Genomic DNA, 25,911 nt, shown 5'->3' with positions numbered 1-25,911 from the left:
TGGCGCCGTTTCGTGATCCTCTACGTACATCGACAGGGGGAGATCCGTGGGCGGACGCAGCTAGGATCGTCACGTTCGCGTCTTCCGTGCTAGTCACATTTTGGCAAGCACCCAGCCGCAGCACGACTCCCCATCACCCATGCGAGGACCCATGAAGCGCGTAATCACCTACGGCACTTACGACCTGCTGCACTACGGGCACATCGAGCTGCTCCGTCGCGCGAAGGCGCTCGGCGACTATCTGGTGGTGGTGCTCTCCTCTGACGAGTTCAACGCCGGGAAGGGTAAGAAGGCCTACTTCTCCTACGACGAGCGCCGCCGGATGCTCGAGGCGATCCGCTACGTGGACCTGGTGGTTCCCGAGTACACCTGGGAGCAGAAGGTCGACGACGTCAAGAAGTACGGCATCGACATCTTCGTCATGGGCGACGACTGGAAGGGCAAGTTCGACGAGCAGCTTGCCGGCCTGTGCGAGGTCGTCTACCTCCCGCGCACGCCGGAGATCTCGACGACCCAGATCAAGCACGACATGCAGGGTAAGGACTAATAGCGATGGGAGCGAAAACCGCGATCGCAAAAGTAGTTCGCAGTCTTGGCGGTGACTTCATCGTCGAGTCTCCACGTGTTCGAGCGATGTTCGGTGCACCAATATACAAGCGAATGCTACCGAATTCTGTGTCTCGCGAAAATGGCTGGCGTTCAGGTGGAGTCGTAGCCGTCGCAAATGAGGCAAAGGAAATCGACCAGAAAGCGCCGGTGGAGCCAAAAGGTGGAAATGCGCGAACGTCCGTGAGCGGGCCGAAGCTATCTGTGATCGTTCCATCATATAACGTTGAAGAATACATTGCTGAGTGTTTGGAGTCCGTGCTACGGCAGACGCATAGCAATCTGGAGATCATCATCGTAGATGACGGGTCAACTGATCGCACTGGGGTTATTGCTGATCAGTATAGCCGCAAGGACTCTCGGGTCAAGGTAATTCATAAGGTCAATGGCGGTCTGGGTGCAGCGCGCAACACCGGCTTGAAGAGCGCAACCGGCAAGTACGTTACCTTTATTGACTCAGATGATGACATTCCGCAGACGGCATACAAAGCCCTAGTGTCAACTCTCGAGCGTACAGGATCCGCATTTGCGTCAGGGGCGATATCGCGATTCAATAGTCAGAAGGAATGGACTCCCGCTTGGGTACATGAGGTACACAGTGAGCAGAGGGAATCCATCTCCGCCACTGACTTCCCTCCCGTATTATGGGACCTGTTTGTGTGCAATAAGGTGTTCCGACGCGAGGTGTGGGACAATCTCGTCGGAAGTTTCCCAGAAGGCACGCTGTACGAGGATCAGGAATGCACTGCGAAGCTATTTGCGGCTGCTGTGAAGTTCGATCTGATCAAAGATAACGTTTACCGCTGGCGCTTGCGTGATGACGGGTCATCGATTACCCAGAATAAGTCAGATGTCAACGACCTGCGGCAACGCATTGGTGTTGCTGACACTGTGAGGCCAATCATCGAAAGTAGTGACGACGCGGGGCTCATTAGCTACTGGTACTCAAAGCTGCTGTGCGAGGACTTGTATTATTACTATCGCGAGGTTCCACGCGCAGTTCCGGAGTTCTGGGATGTGCTGTGTCAGGGTGTCGAGCGTTTTTACGACGACGAATCGCTGAAGTTGACCGGATGGCCGCTGGGACGTCGGCTGATGGCGCTCGCAGCTCGGCGAAAAGACTACCAGGCGTTTGAAACCGTCCTCATGGAGACCCTCGAACGTGGCGAAAAAACTCAACTCGTCCGAGGGGACGACGGCCTCATACGGGAGACAATGCCGTCTATGGCTACATTCAGCTCGACTGTGCCGGATGAGGTGTGCGCTGTAGCGGATGAGGGATCTATAGCCAATCAGGCGTTCATCACGCATATTGAATACGCTCCTGATGGACTGCTACGTTTGGATGGCGTCGTCTACTACGACGGAATGCTGCCGTCCGAGGAAAGGCAGCTAGAAGCCAAGCTAATTGATGGATCGGCAGACTCTCTTGCCGGGTTCGAATTGGAGGTCAGGGCCGATAAACGCGTGGATGAAACAGCTAATTCGTTCACAGAAAACCCCTTCGTCTCGGCTGCTGGCGGCGGGTTCACTGTCACTGTTTCACCGCAAGATATCTCCACGATTGCTTCCCATTATGGATCTACTGAGACGCCAGTACTTAAACTGTACATCCGGCTCGCCGAGCATGGGTTGAATCGGTGGGTGCCGGTGACCCGTGTCGTTTCGATGGCGAGCCGAAACACACTGCATGTCGGGTCATTTACCGCCGACGGGCATCGTGCGCTGCCAGCGTCCGATGGAGCAGAATACGGAGTGAAAGTATTGTCACCTCGTATTCGGGCGCGACGGCATCAACTGTCATCCGATGGGGCGCTAGAATTAGCGCTAGAACTCAATAACCGTAGCCCTGAGTCGCTGGCAAGGCGGTTCGATGTTAGTGAGCTGTATGTCGAGGCCGTCATCGATGGCGAGGTGGTCGCTAGCAACCGGCTCACTCTTGCGCGGGAGGGATCCCACCGGCTATGGCGGGGCGTGCTTCAATTGTCTACTCGGCGTTCGTATGCTGCACAGAACCTCGTATGGATTGACATTCGAGTGCGAACACCTGGAGGTGCGGTAGCGCCGATTGCAGCTAACAGCGGCGGGCCCTCGGCCCAGCTTGCTGGTGTATTCTACACGGAAGCAACCGGATATGGGTATCTGCGTGTTGCGTATATTAACCAGGCAGCGTATGTTTCGGATGTCAGCTTTGACGCGTGCAGTGGAATCCTGACAATTTGCGGGCGTGCTCAGATCAACGATCGCAGCGTCCGTCAGACGACGCCGTCATTTGCACTAGTCGGAAAGACCAGGAACATACTGCCTGCCGCAACGAAGTACGATAAGTCGTCGTCAAGTTATGAGGTGACATTTGATCTGCTCGAACTTGACATTGATGGCCGTCGTACCGCAGTTCCCGCTCAGAACTACGTATTCGAGATTCTGACCGCGACCGGGCGCAAGCTGCCGGCATCGATGTGGCCGCGACGTACTGTAGAACTCGCTGACCGGTTGCCGCTCCGCTATTACGGTGGCACCTATCGGTTGATCGTACAACCTGTGCAGAATAACGGCATCTCGGTAAATGTCGGCTCTCGGTTCACTTGGGACGAGTCTGGACCTTACTCGCAGCGCAGACTTTCCGAAATGAATTTCAGTGTCCTGACTCGGAAGATTGAAGACGCTGTCCTGTTCGAATCCTTCGGCGGTAGAGCCGTGACGGATACGCCGAAGGCGCTAGACGCATATGTGGCTAGCAATCGGACAGATCTGAAGCGTTATTGGACGGTCCGTGATGGGAGTGTTGCTGTTCCGGAGGGTGCTACGGCAGTAACCTTGTACTCAGAAGAATGGTACAGGGCAGCGTCACGATCGCTCTATTTGGTCAACAATAACAATTTCCCGTTCTCGTTCCGTAAGGCTCCTGAACAGGTATACGTACAGACGTGGCACGGTACTCCACTTAAGCGAATCGGTAATGATGTTCCGTCGGCTAACCTGTCGTTGTCATATAGACGTTTGATGCTGCGAGAAGCGCGCTACTGGAATTGGCTTATTGCACAGTCTCACTGGGCAGCACCTGTCCTCTCCCGTGCTTTCGGCTATGAGGGCGATGTCGTCACTGAGGGCTACCCGCGTAATGACTCTTTGTTGCAGGGCCGCGTGTCGGATGAACGGCGCGATCGAGTTCGGCGCTATTTGGGGATCCCGGACGGACAGCTCGCCGTTCTGTACGCACCGACGTGGCGCGACAACCGGCGAGCTGCCAATGGGCACTATGCTCAAACGCTGTTCCTCGAGTACTCGAAGGTGCAGAATGCACTAGGAGACTCAGCGGTCGTGCTCCAGCGAGGACACGTCAACACGGCATACACGCAGGGTGGGACGTACGGTCCGAACGTTATAGATGTAAACTCCTACGCAGACGTTAACGACCTGTATCTCGCCGCTGATGTGTTGATTACAGACTATTCTTCCGTAATGTTCGATTTCGTGACGACGGGCAAGCCGATCATGTTTTTGGCACCCGACCTGGCGACATATCGCGATGTGACACGCGGTTTCTATTTCGATTTTGAAAGATCAGCGCCTGGTCCTATCCTGTCGACGACTGCGGAATGCATCGACTGCTTGCGAAGCCTGCCGGAGATGGCGGCACGTTATGATGGCGCATACGGCAGATTCGTTCGCCGGTACGCGCCGTTCGACGACGGGCGTGCGGCGGAGCGTGTCGGCAAGATCGTTTTTGGTAGTAAGTAGGGAGTTGTCTGATGGTTGGGGAATCGCCGACGGTTTGGCTCTATTGGGATTCGCCAGAGTCGGGCGACCCCGGATATATTGAGCTTTGCATTCGGTCTATCAGGAAATGGGCGGGGCGGTTCGACGTCGTTGTTCTTTCGTCAGATTCGATTCGGAATTGGGTTCCGGACATTCATCCCGTTTTTTCAGACATTCCGGTGATAGCTCACCGTGCCGACTATGCTCGGGCTGCAACACTCGCGGTTAACGGGGGCATTTGGCTCGATATAGATACGGTTGTTGTTTCTCCGATTCAGCTCTTGTGGGAGCTCACTGCGCTCAATGGTGCCGTTTTCTATGGCTGGCGGTCGAAGGAACCTAGCATTGGGATGATCGCGGCGCGTGCAGGCCACCCGATGATCGTCGCCTGGAGGCAGGCAATCGAGCGGCGCATATCAGAGTCCGTTGAACAACGTTGGGCTGGATTCGGCTACGATTTGCTCTGGCCGATCGCAGCATATTCGGCTTTCTGTCAGGTTCCGCGTGAGCAGTGCGCGCCGACACATTGGACAGAGACCGGGCTTTTCGGTAGGAGAATGGGGGCGGAGAAGATCGTCGATGACGCGACGATGATGGTTCAGCTTTATAATCGGGGCCTATCGGAGAAGATGGGCGCGATGTCGGCTTCGGAGATTTGTTCCTCGGGCACTCTATTGGCCAGTTTGTTCGAGTTGTCCGAGGAGCGCTTGTTCAATGGGGCTGTCGTCGATCGCATTGTTGAAGATATCCGACTATCTGTCGCCGCCGCTCAGGACATTGGCGGGGGTTCCACCGACCGGTGGCTTGATGTCCGCCATTTGTCGATGCAGATGGTTCGTTCGTACTGGCGTGCCCTGGAAGATTGATGCGGATTGGACTTGTGTTATGCGTGAGGTGATATTCGGATCGCCGGAACTTGAAGGTTTCCTCGATGAGAGGGCGGTCTTCCTTGATGTCGTAAGAGGATGGGGTGCATCCACGGAGCGGCGCATCGAGTTCGATAGCGGCGTACGTGTTGAGGGCTACACCGGTTTTTACGGTGGCGGTCCGATCGTGGATATGGGGGCTTTTTCGTACTCTCAATCTCCACTGACTCTGGGTATGATCATTGGCCGGTACTGTTCTATTGGTTCCGGACTGACGGTGCAGAAGACTGTTCCGCGAATTGGTGCTTTTTCAACGTCTAATGTGGCGTATGAAAGGGGAGGGCCGGTCATGCGGCGTGCGGCAACGCTGACGTCCCTGCCTGACGCGGATCGCAGCTATCGCGTCGTTCATCGTGCGCCTGTTATTGGGCATGATGTATGGATTGGGATGAACACGTTCTTAGGGCGGGGCGTCAAGGTTGGCATTGGTGCGGTGGTTCGTGATTGCAGTGTCGTTCTTGATGATGTCCCTCCGTATGCCATAGTCGAAGGCAATCCTGCGAGCATCGTAGGATTCCGGTTTTCCGCGGATATTATTGAAAGGCTATTGGCGACCCGGTGGTGGAAGAGACCGCTTGATCAAGTCGTGGGGGTTTTGACTTCTGACGTCGAAAGTGCCATTGACGATCTTGAGCGGCAGCAACCCGGCGTTCTGGCGGTGCCAGTGGTTACAGGGAGCGACTTAATCGGCTTCTCGCGTTGATCGCTATTACGTGCTTGTTTTCAAGGTTGTCGATCTTGGAGGGTTAGGGGGCGATGCGCGTTAGTTTGTGGGGGTTCGTGTAGGGGGAAGGCTTTTTTGGGCTGTTCCGCATGAGTGTAAATGATGTGCTTGGGTATTGAGGGCATCTAGGTCAATGAGCGTCGAAGGCATACACGGTTGGGCTGTGGGGTGGTAGCGATCGTGTTTGTTCGGTTCCTGTAGTGTAGTGGGTTGGTGCGATGCTTGGCGGAGTCGCTTGAGCGTATGTGCGCTGCCTGTCTTGGTCGGTATTTGGCTGGGTGTCTGTTATTCTGCTCACCGCGCTTGGGGAATGCTCAGTATGCGTGTCGGGGCGCCCGCTTGTACATATCGGGATCGGCGATGACGGGTTCCCGGGGTGCCCACTTCTGGCGGCAGCGCGCCAGGATCTCGTCGGCCTTGGCGAACTCGTTCTTGGTGATGTTCCAGGACCACCAGCGGTAGTCGTGCGCGATTTCCGGGCCCGGCCCATCGCCAATGATCTCACCCTCCATGAGCCAGACTGCCCGCGAGCACATCTCCTCTATGGTCTGCGCGGCGTGGCTGACGATGAAGACCGTACCGGCTGCCTTGCGCAGCTCCGCCATCTTCCGCTCGCTACGCTCCTTGAAGGCCGCGTCACCGGTGCTCAGCGCCTCATCGATCAGGAGGATATCCGGGTTCGCGGCAGCGGCGATGGCAAACCTGAGCCGGGACCCCATACCAGAGGAGTAGGTCTTCATCGGGCGGTAGATGGCCTTGCCGATGCCGGCCAGCTCCACAACCTCCGGCAGCAGCTCGCGAGCCTGCGCCTTGGACAGGCCCATGGCCAGGCAGCCAAGGATAACGTTCCGTTCCCCGGGCAGGTCCGGCACCAGGGCTGCGTTCACCCCGAGCAGCACCGGTGTGGATCGCGCCATGACGTTGCCGGCTAGCGGTGTCTCCAGGCCGGCAATGATCCGCAGCAGCGTGGACTTGCCCGAGCCGTTGCGACCGAGAATACCGATGGACTCCCCGGCCCTTGCCACCAGGGAGACCCCCTTGAGCGCGTCTACCGTGACTTTCGGCTGCTGCCCGGTGGCTCGCAGAAAGGCGCGCTTGGCGGGGGAGACGGCGCGCATGGCTGCGGCGTCGCTCGAGGGGGAGCGGTAGCGTACGCGCACGCTGCGAACAACGACGGTCGGATCGGTCATAACCGAGTCCTCTTCATCGTCAGCGCTCCAAGCCATAGTCCACCTCCTTGGCCCAGAAGAACACGAACCCGAGGGCAAAGGTACCGAAGGCCCAGGCGATCAGCATGACCCATGAGCGCGCATCCGGCACGGTGCTGTACAAGATGCAATTGCGGTACATCGTCAGTATCAGGTAGCCGGGGTTCACGTCCATGAAGGCGAGCATGGTCGGATGGTCGATGAAGCGCTCATAGGAGAAGAAGACGCCCGAGCCGTAGAACCAGAATTGCGTGAGGAAGGGCCAGATGTTGCGCATGTCAGGCAGCAGGGCGGTGATCCGCGCCGTGAAGAAGGTCAGCCCCAACCCGAACGTGAACTGCAACAAGAAGATCGGTGCGATCAGGACCCAGTGCCAGGTGGGTAGTGCATGCGGCGGCAGCGCCATCACCAGCAGTAGCACCGCCAGCAGCGGTGGCAGCGAGTCGATCGCGGAGCGCAGTGTGTAGGAGATCGGCAGCACTGCCCGAGGGAAGGAGAAGCCCCGGATCATGTTCCGGCCGTTCTGGATCACCTGGGCCCCGCCGGTGATCGCCCGCTGCAGGGGTGGGAACAGGGTGACTCCGATGATCAGGTAGCCGATGAAGTTCTCGATCCCGCGGGAGGTCTGCAGCAACAGGCCGAAGATAATGAAGAAGACGAGCGAGTCCAGCATGGGCTTGACGATCAGCCAGGCGTTGCCGAGCAGCGTGCCGCGCTGAGAACCCAGGGCCTTCGCCCGGGCGTCCGCCCAAATGAAGTGCCGACGCTGCCACAGCTGTGCAATGTACTTCCCGAGCCGCGGCCGCTGGCCCACGGGGGAGAGCCTCTGAAGCTGTTGCACGGAGACCACGTGGGAACTGCGCGCGTACGCCTCGTACGCGCGGTCCAGCCACGTCATGGGGAATGACTCATGCGAGTGCTCGCTCATCTCAACCCCTCGTACAGTGTGGCGTAAACGGTTCCATTGCGACTCCAGGTGGGCAGGTCAGCGGGAACACTGGTATGACTCCCATTCTGCCCGCTAGCGTGTGGATTCCCTGCGCACCCGGCCGCCGCCGCTAAAGCCGTGGCCAACGCCACGGCGTCCTCGGCGGGAAAAACGCTGCCGTCGCCGTAGGCGGCCACCTCCCGCAGCGCCGGCAGATCGGACACCAGCACCGCTCGCCCCAGCGCCATGGCGGTGAAGGGCTTGATCGGTGTCACCGAGCGGCACACGGGCGTATCCCGCCGCGGCACACAGAACAGGTCCAGCGCCTGATACCAGGCCACGGCATCCTGCGGCGGCACCCGCCCGGGCAGCACGCACACCTCGGTTCCCAGGCCGAGCTCTGCGGAGCGCGCCTCCAGCCCCGCTCGGCTCACGCCGTCGCCCACCAGCAGGCAGCGCACATCCACCCCGCTCGCACGGCACCGGGCCACCGCCTCCAACAGCACATCGAAGCCCTCATAGTCCACCAGGGAGGAGACACTGCCCGCCCAGAAGCCCCCGCGCGGCAGCCCCAGCCGGGCGCGGGCCTCCGCTGCACTAACCTCCGGTACCTCCAACACCGCGTCATCCACCGCGTTGGGAATGATCCTGATGCGCTCCGTCGGCACCCCGCGGGCAATCAGGTCCTCGCGTTGCACCTGAGACAGGACCACCACCGCGTCGGCCGCGACCGCCATCTCGGTTTCCCTGGCACGCAACAGGCGGAACCGCTCTGAGGCCAGGGCCTCCGCCTGCTGGTCGGTCGGACGGGAGGCCACCCACGTCTGCTCCAGCACGCCGCGCATCTCATACACCCAGGGCAAGCCGTAGGACTCGGCCACGGCCCGCGCTACCAGGGCGTTCTGGAAGTTCGTGGTGGTGTGCAGCACGTGTGGGCGGTAGTCCTCAACCTCACGCGCCAGCAGGCGGGTCATCTGCACCAGCCGCGCCGCCGGGGTCGGGGCCAGCCGGGCCGGTAGCAACCGCCGGTAGGTGATCCCGTCCACCACGTCCTCACTGGCTGCGTTTACCAGCCCCACCGTCACCGGATAGCCGATCCGAGTCACCGCCCGCACCTCAACGCCCGCAGCGCGCTGGGCTCGCAGCACCGCGTGCGAGCGCACCGCGTACCCGGACTGGGTGCGCGAGAAGGAGTTAGTCAGCACGTGCAGCACGCGCGTGGGGCCGTCGCTTCGCGGCCCCTCCCACGCGGGGGAGGGGACGACCGCCGGGAGGGCGAAGCCCGGGCTCATCACCGCCAGCTGGGAACGCAGCCGCGCCCGTTGCGCCCGCGCTCCGCGCACGCCGTCGAGCACCGCCACCGCCGCATGCAGCCGACCCTGGGACCACAACTCGCGGGCCCGCACCGACGGCGGCAGTTGCACCTGCGCCTTGGGGGCGACTCGGCCGAGCTGAACCGCCAGCTCCGCCGCCACACGCCTACCCGCCCCTGTGCGCGGCGTAGCGGCCGCCAGTGCCTGCCCGGCCTGAGCGCGCCGGTCGGCGAGGAACTCGCCCAGCGCCAGCCGCACAGACTCGGCGCCGGCCCCCGCGCTCACCGCCCGCGCCAGGTGCCCCCGCACTCCGGGCGGCAGCCGCCGGGCCGACTGCACCGCCAGCAGCAGCGGGTCCTCCGCCACATGCCGGGCGGCTGTATCCAACAACAGAGACAGATTCCGCAAGCGCTGAGCCTCAGGCACCGGTCACCTCCGTAAGCAGTGACTCGTAACGGGATACCAGGGCTTCCTCGCGTGCGTGCTCCTCCAGCCACCGCCTGCCGCCGGTGGGGGCCAGGCGGGCGCGGTCGACCGCCAACTCCGCCCACAGCGCGGCCAGTGCCTGCGGATCCTGCGGGGCGACGACGTCGCCGGCGCCCGACTCACGTAGGATCGCCGCGGCCTCGCCCGCTACGGCGCCGCTGATGTGCCGACCGGTGGCCAGGACCTCATACAACTTGGACGGCACCGTCAGTGACATCGCCGGCCAGTCCTGCAAGGACACCAGCACCGTATCCGCCCACGCGTAGTGCTCGCCCACCTGTTCCGCCGGGACGGGTGCCAGCGCCTGAACGGGGGCACCCAGCCGCGCCGCCTCCTCACGCACGGCCGTGGCCTCCGCGCCGTCGCCGACAATCCGCAGTACCACGGGGGTGCCCTGCTGGGCTGCCAGGGCGGCGGCGCGCACGGAACTGACCATCCCCTGGGCTCGGCCCACCGTGCCCAGGTACAGCACGTGCAAGGCGCCGTCCTCCCTCGCGGCGGGCACAGGTGCCGACGAAGGGGTGCTGGAGGGCGAGGTGTTGCGCACCGTGACCACACGCCCCAGGCCGCGCCCGCGCAGTACCGCAGCGAAGGAGTCCGTGGTGGTCACCACGGCGTCGGCGTCGCGCTCCAGCCGGGTGATTACCGGCGGGACAGCACCGCGCATGGCGTACACGGCCCGACGTCGCAGACGGGGGCGCTCTGCTCCGGCCCAACTGGAGGCGGAGTCCAGAATGTCCGGCCAGGCGTCGCGCAGCTCGGCCACCACCGGGCGGCGCAGCACTCGCCCCAGTGCCAGGGCCGCCGGCAGCGTCGGCAGGCCCGGCACCGATCCGACGACGACGTCTGGACGCCACTGCCCGGAAAAGCGCCGCAGCCCCAGCCGCAGGGCGTCGGCCGCCGCCACGGCCTGGTCAGCGCCCCGGCCGCCCAGGCCCGCGTCGTAGGGGCGGAAGGCGGTGCGGTGGATCATCGCCCCCGTCGCATCCCGGCACGCGGCCCCCGGGGCATGCCGCGGATCGGCGTCGAGCAGGCGTCCGGCGGGGTAGTGCGGGGACGGTGCCAGCACGGCCAGCTCGTGGCCGCGCCCCACCAGACCGCGGGCCAGCCAGCGCCAGCGTTTCTGTGGGGCACCCGTCTCCGGCGCCCAGTAGTGGGTCAGCAGCAAGATTCGCATGGCCCTCACCTCACCGGCCTGAGCGTGCGGAACGGGTCCCCGGCCCCCACGGCCAGCGGGAGGTACAGGTACGCGATCAGGACCACGGAAATAAGCCCCCAGGCGAGCGATTGCCGGTTCAGCACCAGCCCCGCCCACGCCAGCGTCGAGCACAGCGCGGCCGTGCTCGCGACCAGCAGCGCCACGCCCCAGTGCGGCCACCCGAAGGTGACCAGCCGCTGATAGACGTGCAGCTTGTGCGGCTCATACCAGCGCTGCCCGGTGCGCACCCGCATCCACAGCGTGAATCCGGCATCGGTCACCAGCACCAGCAGCGGGGCCACTGCGGCGCTCACCGGAGCCCCGGAGGCCAGACAGACGGTGGCCGCGAAGGCCCAGGCTCCGCCCAGTGCGTAGGAGCCCGTGTCGCCCAGGAACAGGCGTGCGCGCGGCGCGTTGAAGGGCAGGAAGCCGGCTGCCGCCCCGGCCACCGTGATCATGACGAAGCCCAGCCCCGGCACCGGGTGCATGACGGAGACCACCACGAACCACAGGGCGCAGACCACCGCATGCCCCGCGGCCAGCCCGTTTGCGCCGTCCATGAAGTTGGTGGCATTGACCACCCCGGTCGTGCACACGGCCACCGGCACCGCCACCCACGGGCTCGCCCCCGCCTGTGCGGCCGCCGCCAGCCCCAGGAACAGGCCCAGCCCCAGTTGCAGGCACAGGCGCGACTGCGTCGACAGGGCGAACAGGTCCTCCACCAGGCCCACGACCGCGAAGGCCAGAATCGCCACGAAGCCCAGCATCACTGTGCTGAAGCGGGCTGACAGGTCGGTCAGTCCAACCCGGTGCCAGGCGATCAGGGGAGCCACCCCCATCACCAGCACGGCGGCCAGCACCACGGCCAGGCCACCGCCGCGCGGCGTCGGCGCCGCGTGCAGTGAACGACCCACCGGGATGTCGACGACCTGGGCACGCCGCAGCATCGGGATCAGCGCCAGTGTTGCCAGCGCCGACGTGGCTGCGGCGGCCAGGAAGCCGAGGAGAAGGGCAAGTGTCATGCCCCGCTCTCCGCTTCCATCCAGCGGCGTACCAGGGCGCCGTGCTGCCCCCACTGGGCGCGTTCGCGCAGGTCGGCTATGGCCTCCAGCTTCTCCATCGGGAACGGTGGGACCGAGGTCTGCGAGATGAGCGGGTGATTCGGACGCAGATCCGCCTCGCCCCGGCCGAACAGGTCCTCGGTGAGCTTCTCTCCCGGGCGCACGTGCGTATAGGTCACCTTGGTGTCGGGCTGACCCATCAGGGTGGCGAAACGCCGTGCAATCTCCTCAATGTTGTGCGGCTCGCCCATGTCCAGGATGAGGACCTCGCCCGAGCGGCCGAGCACGCCGGCCTGGAGGACCAGCTGACAGGCCTCGTCCACGCTCATGAAGAAGCGCTCCATGCTCGGGTCCGTGATCGTCAGCGGCAGCCCGCGCTCCAGCTGGGCGGCGAAGGTCAACAAGGCCGAGCCGCGTGACCCCAGCACATTCCCGAAGCGCACCGACATGAAGCGGCGGTCCGGTGCCAGCGTCCGGCCTACTGTCGCCGTCAGTCGCTCCGCTACCCGCTTGGAGTAGCCGAGCACGCACTGCGGGTCCGCGGCCTTGTCCGTGGAGATGTTGATGAAGCGCCGTACGTCGTGGCTCGCCGCCGCCAGGAGCAGGTCACGTGTGGCTGCCACATTCGTAAGGAACGCCTCCTCCGGGAAGCGCTCCGTGAGCGTCACGTGCTTCAGGGCGGCAGCGTGGAAGACGATGGTTGGCCGGTTCTCATCGAACAGGGCCTGAATGAAGCCCGGGGTGCGCAGGTCCCCGAGAATCAGGTCGGGGGAGTCGAGCATGGCCTGCCCGTCCAGGGACAACTGCACCGCGTGCAGGGCCGAGTCGTCCCGGTCCACCATGATCAGCCGCTCGGGCTCGTAGCGGGCGATCGCCTGGCAAAGCTGGGAGCCGATCGACCCGCCCGCACCGGTCACCAGGACCCGCTCGCCGGTCAGGTAGGCGCCGATGGCGTCGACGTCGGTGTCGATCTCACGGCGTCCGAGCAGGTCTGCGATCTGCGGGGCGCGGAAGACGTTTGTTGACTGCAGCTGTGAGGCATCAGGGCGGTATGAGGGTGCTCGGTCGACCAGCTCCTCCATGGAGGGCATGATGCGGATCTCGAGCCCGAGGTTCTGGGCGTTTCGTACCACCTCATCGACCTTGTCCGGACCCGCAGAGGGGACCGCCAGCAGTACCAGGTCGGCGCGCGTCTCCTGGGCGACCTGCCCCAGGGCGTCCCACGGGCCGAGCACGCGCACTCCGCTGATGCGCAGGTGCCGCTTGGACGGGTCGTCGTCAAGGATGGCCACCGGCGTGAAGACGCCATCCTGATCTTGCTGCATCAGGCTGATCGCCTGCACCCCGCCGTAGCCGGCGCCGAGCACGATCGTACGCCGGGTGCGGTGCGCCTGCGGGCGACGCCGCCAGGCAACGAAATGCTGAAAGAGCCACCGCGCCGCCAGGTGCAGGGTCAGCGCCACCGCGCCGGAAACCCCAGCGGTGCCCAGCGGCAGCAGCACGCCCTGGGACAGGGCCGAGGTGAGCATGAGGACTGCTGCCACGAACAGGTCGGTGACCAGGATCTGCGGGATCTCGTCGCTGGTGGCGAAGCGGACGCGGCCACGTAGGAACAAAAGCCAGGCCAGCAGCTGCAACACCACCGCGAGCAGTATGGTGACGCCGACGGCGGCGCGGGCGGGCTCGGCGGGACCGCCGTCGATATTCAGAGAGACGACCAGCACGATCGCCAGCACCCACATAGCGCAGTCAAGCGCCGGAATGGTCCCGTGGGGCAGGTGCAGGCGGGAGCCGCCAATGTCCGTCGTCGGCCAGGAATCGCGGACGCTATGCGCCACGCTGCGGCCCGCCGCCGGGACGGACGCGGGGTGGGATGCGGCCGCGGAGTCGCCACCGGGCTGGGAGTCGGGCGGTGCGGTGAACGAGTTCAGGGAATTCACAGTGATACTGACCTCAGGTGATCGGTGGGACGTGACGGGACAGGACGGAAGTCGGGCAGACGTTCACCCACACCGAGCAGCGCGGCGATCGCCGCCACCGCTCGCTGGGCGGCTTGGCCGTCCCCATAGGGGTTGGCGGCATGAGCCATCTGCTGATACAGGGCGGGGGAGTCGATCAATGCGGAGACTTCCGTGACCAGACGGTCCTCCGCCGTGCCGATCAGGCGCACGGTGCCGGCCTCCACGCCCTCGGGGCGTTCGGTGTTCTCGCGCATCACCAGCACCGGCTTGCCCAGGCTCGGTGCCTCCTCCTGCACGCCTCCGGAGTCCGTCAATACGATCTGGGCGGCACTCATGACGGTGGTGAACTCCCCGTAGGCCAGCGGTTCGGAGACGAGTACATTGTCCAGGCCTTCCACCCGTGGCAGCACGGCCTCCCGCACGAGCGGATTGCAGTGCGCCGGCAGCACGATCATATGCTCGGGGTAGCGGGCCGCCAGGCGGGCCAGCGCGCGGCCGACATTCGCCATTGCCTCGCCCCAGTTCTCGCGCCGGTGCGCCGTCACCAAGATGATGGGACGTTCCTGCCTGATCGCCTCCCGCAGACGGCTGTTCGCCGGGAGTATGTTCTGGGCGCGCGTGTGCAGGAGCGCGTCGATCACTGTGTTACCCGTGACCACAACGTCTTCGGGCGTCACTCCCTCGCGCAGCAGATTCGCGCGGGAGGGATGTGTAGGTGCCAGGTGCAGAGCGGTCAACTGCGTGGTGACCCGCCGGTTGGCCTCCTCGGGGAAGGGCGAGGAGATATCACCTGACCGCAGTCCCGCCTCCAGATGGACCACCGGTACCTGCCGGTAGAAGGCCGCCAGCGCGGCGGCGGCGACCGTCGTGGTATCGCCCTGCACCAGCACCGCGTCCGGGTTAACGGCGTCAAGGACGGGGTCCAGGCGAGCGAAGATCTTGGCGGTGAGCGTGTTCAGGTTCTGCCCGGCCTCGAAGACGTCGATGTCATGGTCGGGCCTCAGGCCGAAGATCTCATTGACCTGCTCCAGCATCTCCCGGTGCTGCCCGGTGGATACCAGTGTGGGATGCAGCTCAGGGTGCTCCCCCAGTCCTTGGATGACCGGTGCCAGTTTGATCGCCTCGGGGCGCGTGCCGTAAACGACCATGACATTCTTTGGCACGGGCACTCCTGATGGGAACTCTGATGTCAGAGAGGGGGTTCCCTGACAAAGATGTTTCAAAGGATAACCGGTGAGTCGGATACCGCCTGCACGCTGTCCACTACGCGGCGGTACCGTGACCTTTGGCGACGAAGTGTGCGATCCGGTCCGCCAACCACGTGTAGGCGGCGTCCTGGTAGTGGAACGGTGCCGGACCCCAGGTGTGGTGGGTGCCCGCAACGGTCAGCTCGTCCGGCAGTCGCAGCACCCGCACGCCCGTCGCCTCCGCCGCGGCCTGGTAATAGCGCTCGGCGAACCAGTTCGCCTCCACCGCGCCCACGCCCCACGACGTCGGCGTGTGCTCGCCGCCCTCGTCCACGATCGCCCACGGTGTATGCAGCAGCAGCGTCCGGTCGGCCAGGCCAAGCCCGGCCAGCTCCGCGCGCCAGGCCGGCAGCGCCGCCTCCCATCGCTCGAAGTGCTCATCCGAGCCGAACTCCAGCAGGCGCGCCCCCTCCAACGAGTCGTACAGGCCCGCCGTGAGCCCCTCGGTGGTGCGGGTCAGCAGCTCGCCGTCGGGCAGCTCCAGCACTCCCAGGCGCTCGTCCACGATGTCCCACAGCAGTACGTCTGTGCGCGCCGCCGCGGCCGCCAGGCGGGAGTGGCGGTCGCCCGCCAGGTCCTCGGCGTGTACCCGCCTGACGAAGGCGGAGTCGAAGCCCTCCAGATCTAGGGCGTCCCCCGGCGCTCGCGAGCCCGCCGACAGCAGGGACTGGCGCGCCACATACGCCCCTACCCGCCAGCCCCGGCGGCGCAGCACCTCCACCGTGTCCCGGCTCACGCAGGAGCCGAACACGGAGACGGTGCGCGCGGTGCCGACGTCAGCGCTCATCGGTTCCTCCTTCACGTCTGCTCTTGTGCCGGCGGGGTGGCGCGGCAACGCGTAGACGCTACCGGGCTCGCCATGCGCATGCCATGGATTGGCGCCGCCAGGTGAGCACCCTCTCAGCCGGGAGCCGACACTGTGTCAGACTCTGCGGTGAAGGACCCAACCCATCGGGGAGAGCAAATGCCCGCACAGACTCCCGCCACCGCTACGACTCCGGCCGCTGCCGACCGGGCCGTTCGCGTCGCCGCCTATGACACCACCCTGCGCGACGGCGCCCAGCAGCAGTCCATCGCCTTCACCGTCACGGACAAACTCGCCGTCGCCCGGCTGCTGGACGAGCTCGGCGTGGCCTACATCGAGGCCGGCTGGCCCGGCGCCATCCCCAAGGACACCGAGTTCTTCGCGCGCGCCCGCACCGAGCTGGAGCTGCGTACCGCCCGGCTGGTCGCCTTCGGCTCCACCTGCAAGGCGGGCGTGTCCGCGGCCGACGACCCGCAGGTGCGGGCCCTGCTGGACTCCGGCGCGCCCGTGGTAACCGTGGTCGCCAAGTCCGATCCGGTGCACGTCGAGCGCGCCCTGCGCACCAGCCTGGAGGAGAACCTGCGCATGGTGCGGGACACGGTGGCGGTGCTGGCCGCCGCTGGGCGTGAGGTGATGGTTGACCTGGAGCACTTCTTCGACGGGATCGACCACGCCGAGGCGCGCGCTGCCGGTGAGGCGGTCGGGGGCGGCCAGGCCGCGGCAGGCGCGGTTGCCAGTGACGCGGCGGGCGTCGTCGACCCGGCAGCCGGAGAAACAGACCTGCCCTACCCGATCGCCGTCGCCCTGGCCGCGGCGCAGGCCGGTGCCGGCGCCGTGATCCCCTGCGACACCAACGGCGGCACCCTGCCCGACGTCGTCGGTCGCCGGGTGGCCCGACTGCGGGACGCGCTGCGGGAAGCCGGATACGGCCAGTGCACCATCGGCATCCATACCCATGACGACGCCGGCGTCGCCGTCGCCGGGGCCCTGGCCGCCGTCGAGGCCGGCGCCCGGCAGGTGCAGGGCTGCGTCAACGGTCTGGGCGAGCGCACCGGTAACGCCAACCTGCTCACGCTCATCGCCGACCTGGAGCTCAAGACCGACTGGACGGTGCTGCCCGGCGACGCCGCCGAGCGCGCCCGCCGCCTGGCGGAGCTGTCCGCCGTCTCCCGGCACGTGGGCGAGATCGTCAACCGTCCGCCGTCGGGACGCCTGCCGTACGTGGGCGCGAAGGCCTTCGCCCACAAAGCCGGGCTGCATGCCTCCGCCATTCGCGTGGACCCGAACCTGTACCAGCACATCGACCCGGCGCGCGTGGGCAATACCATGACCATGCTGGTCTCGGAGATGGCCGGGCGCGCCTCCATCGAGCTCAAGGCCCGCGAGTTCGGCATCGACGCCGCCGGAGACCACGAACTGCTTACCCGGGTGACCGAGACCGTCAAGGCGCGCGAGGCGGTCGGCTACACCTACGACGCCGCCGACGGCTCCTTCGAGCTGCTGCTGCGTGCCGCCCGGGGCGACCTGCCCGAGTACTTCCGCATCGAGTCCTGGCGCGCCTCCATTCAGGCCCGGCCGCTGCCCGGGCAGCGGCTGCTGTCCACCGAGGGCGATACGGTCACCGAGACCGAGGCCACCGTGCGGCTGTGGGCCGGCGGGCGCCGCTACGCCGTCCTGGGGGAGGGCAACGGCCCCGTCAACGCCCTGGACCACGCCCTGTGCGCGGCACTGGAGCAGGTCTACCCCGAGACGGCCGAGTTCGAGCTGACCGATTACCGGGTGCGCATCCTGGATACCGAGCGCGGCACCCGCTCGGTGGTGCGCGTACTGATCGACATCACCGACGGGGAGGACACCTGGTCGACCGTCGGGGTGGGCACGGACGTGGTCGAGGCCTCCTGGGAGGCACTGATCGACGGGCACATCGTGGGCCTGCTGCGCCGCGGCGTCGAGCCGCGGTAGGCGCGCGCAGGAATCCGTCGGCCCGCGGGGTCGGTCGGGAGTCGGCCCGCGGGGCGTCGGCCAGACTGTCCTAATCGATTACAAACGTCATTCGCGCCCGTTCGACGAGCTTCGTAAACCGCATGATTCCAACGTTTTGGTCGTGGCCTGGGACGCTGCCTGCACCGTTTGTCCCGAATCTGGACACTTTTCAGGCCTCCGCCCATCGGGATGTGCGGCGGCGATTGCCTCTGCCGGTCGGCCTACCGCAGGTGGGCAGAGCAGCACTCGACCCACGCGCGCGCCAGACAACACACCCTCAAGCCGGAAGAGCAGGAAAACGCTGCGCGTTGCACTGGGTGCCTTTGTCATCGATTTTGATAGCTTGCGGGCGCGGGCGGGGTCGGCGCATGCGTCGACCCGGCACGGATCGAAAAAAGAAAACCCCGGCATACGTTGGAATGCCGGGGGAATCGTGGGGTGGCTGACGGGGCTTGAACCCGCGACCTCCTGGACCACAACCAGGCGCTCTACCGACTGAGCTACAGCCACCATCGGGCGACGGCGTCGCACCGAGTCGGTACTTTATCGGCTAGCCCGTGCTGGCACCAATCCAGGCTCCGTGTACTGCGTCACCCTCGCGGCAGGGCAGCGAGCGCAAGCGCCCGGGGATGGGTGCCGTCGTCGGGGTAGTGGCCCTGGCGACGCGGGGGCGCCGCCGTCCGCCGGCGGCGAGAAGCCGGGAGAGCCGACGTCGTCAGAGCAGCTCCGCCGTCGGGTGCGCGACGATCTCGGCGGCGGCCGCCTGGCACTCCTCGCTCGTGGGGCCCTCGTCCTTGGGGAACAGCACCGCGCGGTAGTAGCGCAGCTCGTCGATCGACTCCAGGATGTCCGCCAGCGCGCGGTGGCCGCCCTGCTTCTCCGGGGCGTGGAAGAAGGTGCGCGGGAACCAGCGCTTGGCGACCTCCTTGATGGAGGAGACGTCCACGATCCGGTAGTGCAGGTAGTCGATGAGCTCCGGCATGTCGCGTGCCAGGAAGGCCTTGTCGGTGCCCACCGAGTTGCCGGCCAGCTGCGCGGAGCCGGCCTCCGGCACCAGGGACTTCACGTACTCCAGGACGGTGCGGCCGGCTGCTTCCAGCGTCAGCCCCTCCTGGAGCTCCTCCAGCAGGCCGGAGCTGGTGTGCATCTCGCGCACGTAGTCGCCCATCTGCTCCAGGGCGGCGGCCGGGGGCCTGATCAGGACGTCGATGCCCTCGTCCAGCGGCTTGAGCTCGTAGTCGGTGACGATCACGGCCACCTCGATCAGTGCGTCCCTCTCCAGGTCCAGGCCCGTCATCTCGCAGTCGATCCACACCAGGGGATCGGCGGTAGTTATCTGTCGACTCACGGTCGCCGAGTCTAGACCCGGGGGCACGAGCCGGGGCCAGTGCCCACGAGGGGAGAGGCGGTAGCCAGCGGGCGGCGACGTCCCCCAGGGCCGTGTTCGGGGAGGCGACGGGTCGCGTGATTCCGCGGTTTGTGGTGCCCCCGCCCGGACTCGAACCGGGAACCTGCGGATTAGAAGGCCGATGCTCTATCCATTGAGCTACGGAGGCTTGCCGGGTCAGCGTACGTCACGATCGGCATGAGTTCACACTCGGGGCGCCCCGGGAATCGCGGCCCGCCACCGGGCAATGAAGGTATCGTTTCGGCCAAGCTGGTGAGCTTTCGCCCCACGATCCCGGAAGGACCCCCGTGCCAACAACAGCGCTCGCGGTTCGCTTGACCAACGCCCCCGCCTACGAACAGCCGCGCGTCTTCACCGCCGCCTTCACCGTAGGCAGACGGCCCACCTGCGACGTGGTGGTGTCCACCTCCAATGTCGTCTCCGGCGAGCACCTGCGGGTGACGCCGACGCCGGAGGGCTGGGTGGTCGAGTGCATCTCCCGCACCAACGGCATGGTGGTGGCAGGCCAGGACACCCGCCGCGCCCTCATCGCCGGTCCCACCCGCGTCTATCTGGCCAACAGCTCCGGCCCCGGCATTGACTTCATGCCGACGACGCCGACCGCTTCCGCCCCCGCGTCGGCTTCCGGGACGGCGCCTGCCGCCCCCGCATCCAAGACACAGCAGTACGCGCCCGTGGCCTACGGCTACCAGACCCCGGCGCCCGCCCCGGTCGGCTATGGCATCGCCACCGGCTCGGCGGCGTCGGCCACCGCCACCGGCGCTGCCCCGGCCTCTTCCGCTGCCACGGTTGCTGGCCCTCCAACGCCTCCCGGGCCGCCCCGATCGGTCGGCTCCGCCGGCACCGGCGACTTCCCCGCCGGGCGACGTCGAACCGTCGCCAAGGTGACCATCACCTCCTCCGGCACCATCGGCCGCGCCCCGGACGCCAGCCTGCGCCTGGACGATCCGCGCGTGTCCGGCCATCACGCGCGTGTGGACTTGACCCCGCAGGGCATTGTGGTGACGGACCTGCGCTCCACCAACGGCGTTTTCGTGGGGCAGCAGCGCGTGCAGAGCTACACGGTCACCCGGCCGACCACCTTCGGCATGGGCTCGACCTTCGTGGTCATCAGCCCTGACGGCACCTGTGAGGTGCAGGTGGCTACGGCCGCCGGGGAGCTGGTGGGCCGCGATCTGACCTTCTCCGTCAACGACGGCAAGCTGACCCTGCTCGACGGCGTCTCCTTCGCCCTGCCGGGCAATGAGCTGCTGGCGGTGGTCGGCCCCTCGGGCGCGGGGAAGTCCACGCTGCTCAAGGCCCTGACCGGGGAGCAGAAGGCCCAGCGGGGGCAGGTGCTGTTCGACGGGCTGGACGTGTACGAGCACTACCCGGTCATGCGCAACAAGATCGGGGTGGTGCCGCAGAACGACGTGGTCCACGCCGCCCTGACCGTGCGCCAGACCCTGGAGTACGCGGCCGAGCTGCGCTTCGCCAAGGACGTGACCAAGGCCGAGCGGCGCGCCCGCATCAGCGAGGTCCTGGAGGACCTGGACCTGTCCGAGCACGTGGACAAGAAGGTCAAGCAGCTCTCCGGCGGGCAGCGCAAGCGCGTGTCCACCGCCATCGAGCTGCTCACGCGCCCCTCCCTGCTGTTCCTGGACGAGCCCACCTCCGGCCTGGACCCGCAGCTGGACCGGGACGTGATGGACCTGCTGGCCTCCCTCGCCCACGGCACCCGCCCCGGGGATGCCGGCCGCACCGTGGTGGTGGTCACCCACAACGAGAACCACATCGACCGTGCGGACAAGGTCCTCATCCTGGCCGCGGGCGGTACTCCGGTGTACTTCGGGGCGCCCCGTGAGGTGATCGGCTACTTCCGGGGCCGCCTGGCCGAGTTCGGGCGGGCCGGGCGGCTGGTGGTCAATCCGCCGCGCGGTGGCTTCCCGGACCCGGTGTCGATTGACGGCTTCGCCGATGTTTACGCCCTGATCCGCAACCACGCCGCCGAGCTGCGCGCCCACCTGGAGGCCACCGTCCCCTCCACTCGCCGCGGCGACGGCCGCAGGCTCACCACGTCCGCCGACGTCGCTGCCCGGCAGGCGCCGCAGCAGACCGCCCTGCGGCAGGTGTCCACCCTGGTGCGCCGCCACCTGCGGATCATCGCCGCCGACCCCTCCTACTTGCTTTTCATGCTGGCGCTGCCCGCGATAATCGGCTTGCTGACTAAGGCCATAACCGGTGCCGACGGCTTCGCCGTCCCCGACCTGCCCGAGCCGACGGCCGAGCAGCCGTGCGTGAACTACTCCATGCAGGCCCTTGAACTGCTGGTCATTCTCATCACCGGTGCCGCCTTCTCCGGCATGGCCGCCACCGTCCGCGAGTTGGTGGGGGAGCGGGACGTCTACCTGCGGGAGAAGGCCGTGGGCCTGCGGGCGGGCTCATACCTGGCGGCCAAGGCGCTGGTACTGGCCCTGATCGTCACGGTGCAGACCGCCATCATGGTTGGGATTGCGCTGACACTGAACCAGGCCCCCACCGACGCCGTCCTGCTGGGTGCCCCGGGCCTGGAGCTGGCCGCCTGCTGCTGGGCGGTGGCCTTCGTCTCCGGTCTGCTGGGGCTGGCGGTCTCCGCCTTTGTCTCCTCCTCCGAGCAGGTCATGCCGGTGCTGGTGGTCACCATCATGGCGCAGCTGGTGCTGGCCGGCGGCGTGATCCCCATCGCCGGGCGGGCCGTGTTCGAGCAGCTGGCCTGGTTCGTCCCCGCCCGCTGGGGCTACGCCATGGCCGCCTCCACCGTGCAGATGAATGAGATCCTGCCCGGCCGTGCCGAGGACCTGTGGGAGCACACCATCTCCCAGTGGGGAGTCGACCTCGCCGCCCTGTCCGCCATCGGGCTGGTCTGCCTCCTGGCCTGCTACATCGGCCTGGCCCGCCGCGACCGCCGCTGACCCGCCCCGGTGCAACTCTCCGGGCAGCCCGGAACGACCGTGCGGACGTCCGGGGGCGCGCTTGCGTGCCCGGCCTCCTCATGACCGCCTTAGGGCGGTGAGGGCGGGTCAATACCGGCTGCGCACCGCCTTCCGCCTAAGGTTGGACCATGGCCTCAATTGCCTCCCCGCTGCCCGCCGGAGAAGACGTCCCCGTCTCTGCGCTCAGCCGCGCGCAGCTCATCGACGTCCTCACCGACACCGTGGGGGACCTGGAGAACCTCGATCTCAGCCTCAACGCGGACGGCGTCGAGGACGCCCGACGCCTGCGCTCCGGCCTGGTAGCCCAGATCCGCGACCACGTCCTGCCCAGGCTGGCCGACGCCGACATTCCGGCGATCGTCGTCGTCGGCGGCTCCACCGGCGCCGGCAAGTCCACCCTGGTCAATTCCGTGCTCGGTCAGGAGGTATCCGACGCCGGGGTCCTGCGTCCCACCACGCGCACGCCGGTCCTCGTGGTCAACCCCGAGGACCGTGACGCCCTTGACGACCACCCGATCGCCTCGGTGTGCCTGACCGTCGCCTCCGCGGCCGTCCCCGCCGGGCTGGCCCTCGTGGACGCCTCCGACCTGGATTCCGTGCAGGAGAGCAACCGGGTGCTTGCCTCCCGGCTGCTGGAGGCCGCCGACCTGTGGCTGTTCATCACCACCGCGGCCCGCTACGGCGACCACACCCCCTGGGCCTCCCTGGAGGAGGCGGCCGGGCGGGAGACGCCCATCGGCGTCGTGCTGAACCGGGTGCCCGCCACCGTGCTGCCGGAGGTGCGCCGCGACCTGATCGGGCGCCTGGACGCACTCGGCCTGGCCGAGTCCCCCTTCTTCGTGGTCCCCGACGCCGGCCCCCACGAGGGGCTGCTGCCGGACGCCTCCGTCGGCGAGCTGCGCGACTGGCTGCGCCTGCTGGCCGGTCGACACCGGGCCGCCGGACTCGTGCGCCGCACCGGCCGCGGACTTTGGACCGGCCTGCGCGCCGACCTGATCACCCTCGCCGACGGCGTCGACGCCCAGGACGACGCCGCCACCCGGCTGGAAGCGGCCTCCCGCAGGCTCCTGGAGGCTCCCAGTGCCGATCTGCGCGCCGACGTCGCCCGCGGCACCTGCGGCCAGGGCGCTCCCACCACCCGCTGGGTCACGCTCGCCTCCTCCGGCGGTCCGCTGGCCCCGCTCGCCCAGGGAGGCAAACTCCGCTCCGGCTGGTTCGGCCGCACCGGCAAGGCGCGCGCCGCCGCCCTGGAGACGCTCGCCGCCGACGCCCGCGAGTCGATCGTCTCCCGTCTGGAAGCGGCCCTGGTCTCTGTGCAGGACGACGCCGCCCGCATCTGGCAGGCCGCCGGTGCCGCCTCGCGCAGCCGGGAGCTTCTGCCCGCCGGTGCCGACGCTGCCGTCGTCGTCGATGCGTGGGCGGCGGAGCAGACCGCCCATGTCACCGCCCCTCCCAAGGGCCTGACCCCACAGGGAACCGGTGACCTGGTGGTCTCCGCCGCCGCCGGCATCGAGGGGTCCCGCGCCGCCGCCGAGCGCCTGGGGCTGGGGCAGGCGATCATCGAGGCCAAGGACTCCCTGACTGAGGTGCTGACCGGGGTGCTCGACGCCGCCGTCCCGGTCGGCGCCGCCCGCGCCCTGGCCCCCGATCCCGCCCTGGCCGCCGCGCTGCGACTACGCGCCGGCGAACTCGCACCGTTCACCCGCCCCGGAGCCTCCGCATGACCACAAACCCGACCGCCGCCCCCGCCGGGGACAACAACGTGCTCGACGCCGCCCATCTGCAGGCGCGCCTGGAGCGCCTGCGCGCCGCCCTGGACGACTGCCCCATGGAGATCCCCGCCTCCCTGGCCATCCCCGCCCGGGAACGCCTGGACGAGGTCTCCGAGCGGCTCGCCCTCGGAGTGGATCACACGGTGGTGTCCCTGTTCGGCGGCACCGGCTCGGGCAAGTCCTCCCTGTTCAACGCCCTGACCAGCCTGCAGTTCGCCGACGTCGGCGCCCGCCGCCCCACCACCTCCCGCGCCACCGCCTGCACCTGGGGCGACGATGCCGAGGCCCTGCTCGACTTCCTCGAGGTGGCCGACGACCGCCGCATCCGCCGCGAATCCCTCCTGGACGCCACCGATCAGGACGCCTTTGCCGGCCTGGTGCTGCTGGACGTTCCCGACTACGACTCGGTTAACACCGAGCACGCCCTCCAGGTGGACCGGCTGGTGCCGCTGGCCGACATTCTGGTGTGGGTAGTTGATCCGCAGAAGTACGCCGACGCGGTCCTGCACGAGGGCTATCTGAGGGGGCTCGGCGCCCGCCAGGAGGACATGCTCGTCCTGGTCAACCAGGTGGACACGCTGCCCGCGGGCGGCACCGACGCGCTGCTGGCGGATGTACGCGCCCTGCTGGACGCCGACGGTCTGCGCGACGTGCAGGTCCTGCCGGTCTCCGCGGTGCGCGGCGACAACCTCGCCGCCGTGCGCGAGCTGTTCCTGGAGCGGGTCTCGCGCGAGTCCAATGCCGCCCGCACCGCATCCGCGCAGCTCGACGACATCGCCATGCAGCTGCGTCCGGCGGCCGCCGCACAGCCGGTGGTCACCCGCCCCGAGCTCGCCGACGCGGCCGTGACCACGCTCGTGCACGCCTGCGGCGCCCAGGCGGTGGAGGACTCCGTGCGCTCCGGCCTGGCCCACACCTTCCCGCGCGCCATGGCCCGGCCCGGCCCGCCCGCCCGCGACGCCGTCGCCTCCATCCAGACCACCTGGCTGCGCCGCACCACCGAGGGGCTGCCCGGTGCGTGGCTGCGCAGCGTGGAGAACGTCGTCGCCACCCCCGAGGCGCTCGCGGCCCGTACGGCCGAGGCGGTCGGCAGCGTGCAACTGCCCCGACACCGCGCCCCCGTCATTGAACTGGCCTGGTGGGGCGGTGTGCTGGCCGCGCTGGTCGGGGTGGTGTGGACGGTAGTCGCCCTGTTGCAGGGGCAGGATTTCGGCACCGGTCTGGTCGCTCCACTGGCGGCAGCGGGGGTCGGACTGGTGGCGATGGCGAGCGCCCTGCTCGCCCGCCGTTCCCGAGCCCGCCGAGAGGCCGACGAGTACGCCCGGGCCGTGCGTGCGCGTCTGGTCTCGGTGGTCGCCCGTGACCTCACCCGCCCCGCCGACTCCGTGCTGGCGCGGCACCGGATGCTCCGCCAGGCGTTGGAGCTGCCCCGGCAGTAGCCCGGCAATAGCTCGGCAGCGGCCCGGCAGCAGCGGTGCTGCACTCGTCGCCCACCCGCGCCGAGATCGGTAGAAATCACCGGCGAGATCGGTAGAAGTAACGTGCCGAAATCGGTAGATATGGCACGGCTCCAAG

17 protein-coding genes and 2 tRNA genes are annotated in these 25,911 nt (G+C 66.9%); 8 read left to right on the top strand and 11 right to left on the bottom strand.

Features of this window, described 5'->3' with window-relative positions; genetic code table 11:
• Positions 1-151: 151 nt before the first annotated feature.
• From tagD to BLR49_RS01415, 4 genes are read left to right on the top strand one after another with little or no spacing between them, the layout of a single operon-like run.
• Positions 152-547, top strand: coding sequence for a glycerol-3-phosphate cytidylyltransferase (tagD, locus tag BLR49_RS01435; protein ID WP_092532260.1), 396 nt, complete (start codon positions 152-154; stop codon positions 545-547).
• 5 nt (positions 548-552) lie between these two features.
• Positions 553-4,347, top strand: a complete 3,795-nt coding sequence (locus BLR49_RS01425) for a bifunctional glycosyltransferase/CDP-glycerol:glycerophosphate glycerophosphotransferase (RefSeq protein WP_143013662.1) — start codon at positions 553-555, stop codon at positions 4,345-4,347.
• 11 nt (positions 4,348-4,358) lie between these two features.
• A complete protein-coding gene (locus BLR49_RS01420; protein ID WP_092532257.1) occupies positions 4,359-5,231 on the top strand; it encodes a capsular polysaccharide synthesis protein in 873 nt (290 codons plus the stop codon).
• A gap of 19 nt (positions 5,232-5,250) precedes the next feature.
• Positions 5,251-5,994, top strand: a complete 744-nt coding sequence (locus tag BLR49_RS01415) for a CatB-related O-acetyltransferase (protein ID WP_176765724.1) — start codon at positions 5,251-5,253, stop codon at positions 5,992-5,994.
• A 335-nt stretch (positions 5,995-6,329) separates the two neighbouring features.
• Here BLR49_RS01415 and BLR49_RS01410 read toward each other — a convergent pair whose 3' ends face one another.
• The 8 genes from BLR49_RS01410 to BLR49_RS01375 all read right to left on the bottom strand — a co-directional run bounded on the left by BLR49_RS01410 (position 6,330) and on the right by BLR49_RS01375 (position 16,204).
• The gene (locus BLR49_RS01410) at positions 6,330-7,241 is read right to left on the bottom strand and encodes an ABC transporter ATP-binding protein (protein ID WP_092532251.1); all 912 of its coding nucleotides are present in this window, start codon (positions 7,239-7,241) and stop codon (positions 6,330-6,332) included.
• Positions 7,225-8,151 carry an ABC transporter permease gene (locus BLR49_RS01405; RefSeq protein ID WP_245690286.1) on the bottom strand — a complete coding sequence of 309 codons (927 nt, stop codon included), beginning with the start codon at positions 8,149-8,151 and terminating at the stop codon, positions 7,225-7,227. Before BLR49_RS01405 ends, BLR49_RS01410 begins: the two co-directional genes overlap by 17 nt.
• Complete coding sequence (locus tag BLR49_RS01400) at positions 8,148-9,872, bottom strand: glycosyltransferase (protein WP_245690285.1); 1,725 nt, start codon at positions 9,870-9,872, stop codon at positions 8,148-8,150. The genes BLR49_RS01405 and BLR49_RS01400 overlap by 4 nt, the downstream gene beginning before the upstream one ends.
• 10 nt (positions 9,873-9,882) lie before the next feature.
• The gene (locus BLR49_RS01395; RefSeq protein ID WP_092532242.1) at positions 9,883-11,127 is read right to left on the bottom strand and encodes a glycosyltransferase family 4 protein; all 1,245 of its coding nucleotides are present in this window, start codon (positions 11,125-11,127) and stop codon (positions 9,883-9,885) included.
• A gap of 5 nt (positions 11,128-11,132) precedes the next feature.
• The gene (locus BLR49_RS01390; RefSeq protein WP_092532239.1) at positions 11,133-12,170 is read right to left on the bottom strand and encodes an MraY family glycosyltransferase; all 1,038 of its coding nucleotides are present in this window, start codon (positions 12,168-12,170) and stop codon (positions 11,133-11,135) included.
• Complete coding sequence (locus BLR49_RS01385; RefSeq protein ID WP_245690284.1) at positions 12,167-14,149, bottom strand: polysaccharide biosynthesis protein; 1,983 nt, start codon at positions 14,147-14,149, stop codon at positions 12,167-12,169. Before BLR49_RS01385 ends, BLR49_RS01390 begins: the two co-directional genes overlap by 4 nt.
• Positions 14,146-15,318, bottom strand: a complete 1,173-nt coding sequence (gene wecB / locus BLR49_RS01380; protein WP_176765756.1) for a non-hydrolyzing UDP-N-acetylglucosamine 2-epimerase — start codon at positions 15,316-15,318, stop codon at positions 14,146-14,148. The genes BLR49_RS01385 and wecB overlap by 4 nt, the downstream gene beginning before the upstream one ends.
• A 115-nt stretch (positions 15,319-15,433) precedes the next feature.
• Positions 15,434-16,204 (bottom strand): DUF6270 domain-containing protein, encoded by a 771-nt coding sequence (locus tag BLR49_RS01375; RefSeq protein WP_092532234.1) that lies wholly within the window; start codon positions 16,202-16,204, stop codon positions 15,434-15,436.
• Positions 16,205-16,381: 177 nt separating this feature from the next.
• Between BLR49_RS01375 and BLR49_RS01370 the strand changes: the two genes are divergently transcribed.
• Complete coding sequence (locus BLR49_RS01370) at positions 16,382-18,184, top strand: alpha-isopropylmalate synthase regulatory domain-containing protein (RefSeq protein WP_092532232.1); 1,803 nt, start codon at positions 16,382-16,384, stop codon at positions 18,182-18,184.
• A 455-nt stretch (positions 18,185-18,639) separates the two neighbouring features.
• Here BLR49_RS01370 and BLR49_RS01365 read toward each other — a convergent pair.
• The 3 genes from BLR49_RS01365 to BLR49_RS01355 all read right to left on the bottom strand — a co-directional run bounded on the left by BLR49_RS01365 (position 18,640) and on the right by BLR49_RS01355 (position 19,761).
• Positions 18,640-18,715, bottom strand: a tRNA-His gene (locus BLR49_RS01365).
• A 205-nt stretch (positions 18,716-18,920) separates the two neighbouring features.
• Positions 18,921-19,541, bottom strand: coding sequence for an oligoribonuclease (gene orn, locus BLR49_RS01360; RefSeq protein WP_092533329.1), 621 nt, complete (start codon positions 19,539-19,541; stop codon positions 18,921-18,923).
• Between the two features lie 144 nt (positions 19,542-19,685).
• Positions 19,686-19,761, bottom strand: a tRNA-Arg gene (locus BLR49_RS01355).
• Positions 19,762-19,900: 139 nt separating this feature from the next.
• Here BLR49_RS01355 and BLR49_RS01350 point away from each other — a divergent pair.
• The 3 genes from BLR49_RS01350 to BLR49_RS01340 all read left to right on the top strand — a co-directional run bounded on the left by BLR49_RS01350 (position 19,901) and on the right by BLR49_RS01340 (position 25,775).
• Positions 19,901-22,543: an ATP-binding cassette domain-containing protein gene (locus BLR49_RS01350; RefSeq protein ID WP_092532229.1), complete on the top strand. Its 2,643-nt coding sequence runs from the start codon at positions 19,901-19,903 to the stop codon at positions 22,541-22,543.
• A 149-nt stretch (positions 22,544-22,692) separates the two neighbouring features.
• A complete protein-coding gene (locus BLR49_RS01345; RefSeq protein WP_092532227.1) occupies positions 22,693-24,288 on the top strand; it encodes a GTPase domain-containing protein in 1,596 nt (531 codons plus the stop codon).
• Positions 24,285-25,775 carry a GTPase gene (locus BLR49_RS01340; RefSeq protein ID WP_092532225.1) on the top strand — a complete coding sequence of 497 codons (1,491 nt, stop codon included), beginning with the start codon at positions 24,285-24,287 and terminating at the stop codon, positions 25,773-25,775. Before BLR49_RS01345 ends, BLR49_RS01340 begins: the two co-directional genes overlap by 4 nt.
• Positions 25,776-25,911 lie beyond the last annotated feature (136 nt).

It is taken from the genome of Actinomyces ruminicola (assembly GCF_900103885.1).
In the GTDB taxonomy this organism is placed as follows: Bacteria; Actinomycetota; Actinomycetes; order Actinomycetales; family Actinomycetaceae; genus Actinomyces; species Actinomyces ruminicola.
Note: the sequence above shows the minus strand (reverse complement) of the source record. Positions and strands in the feature narration are given on the sequence as shown.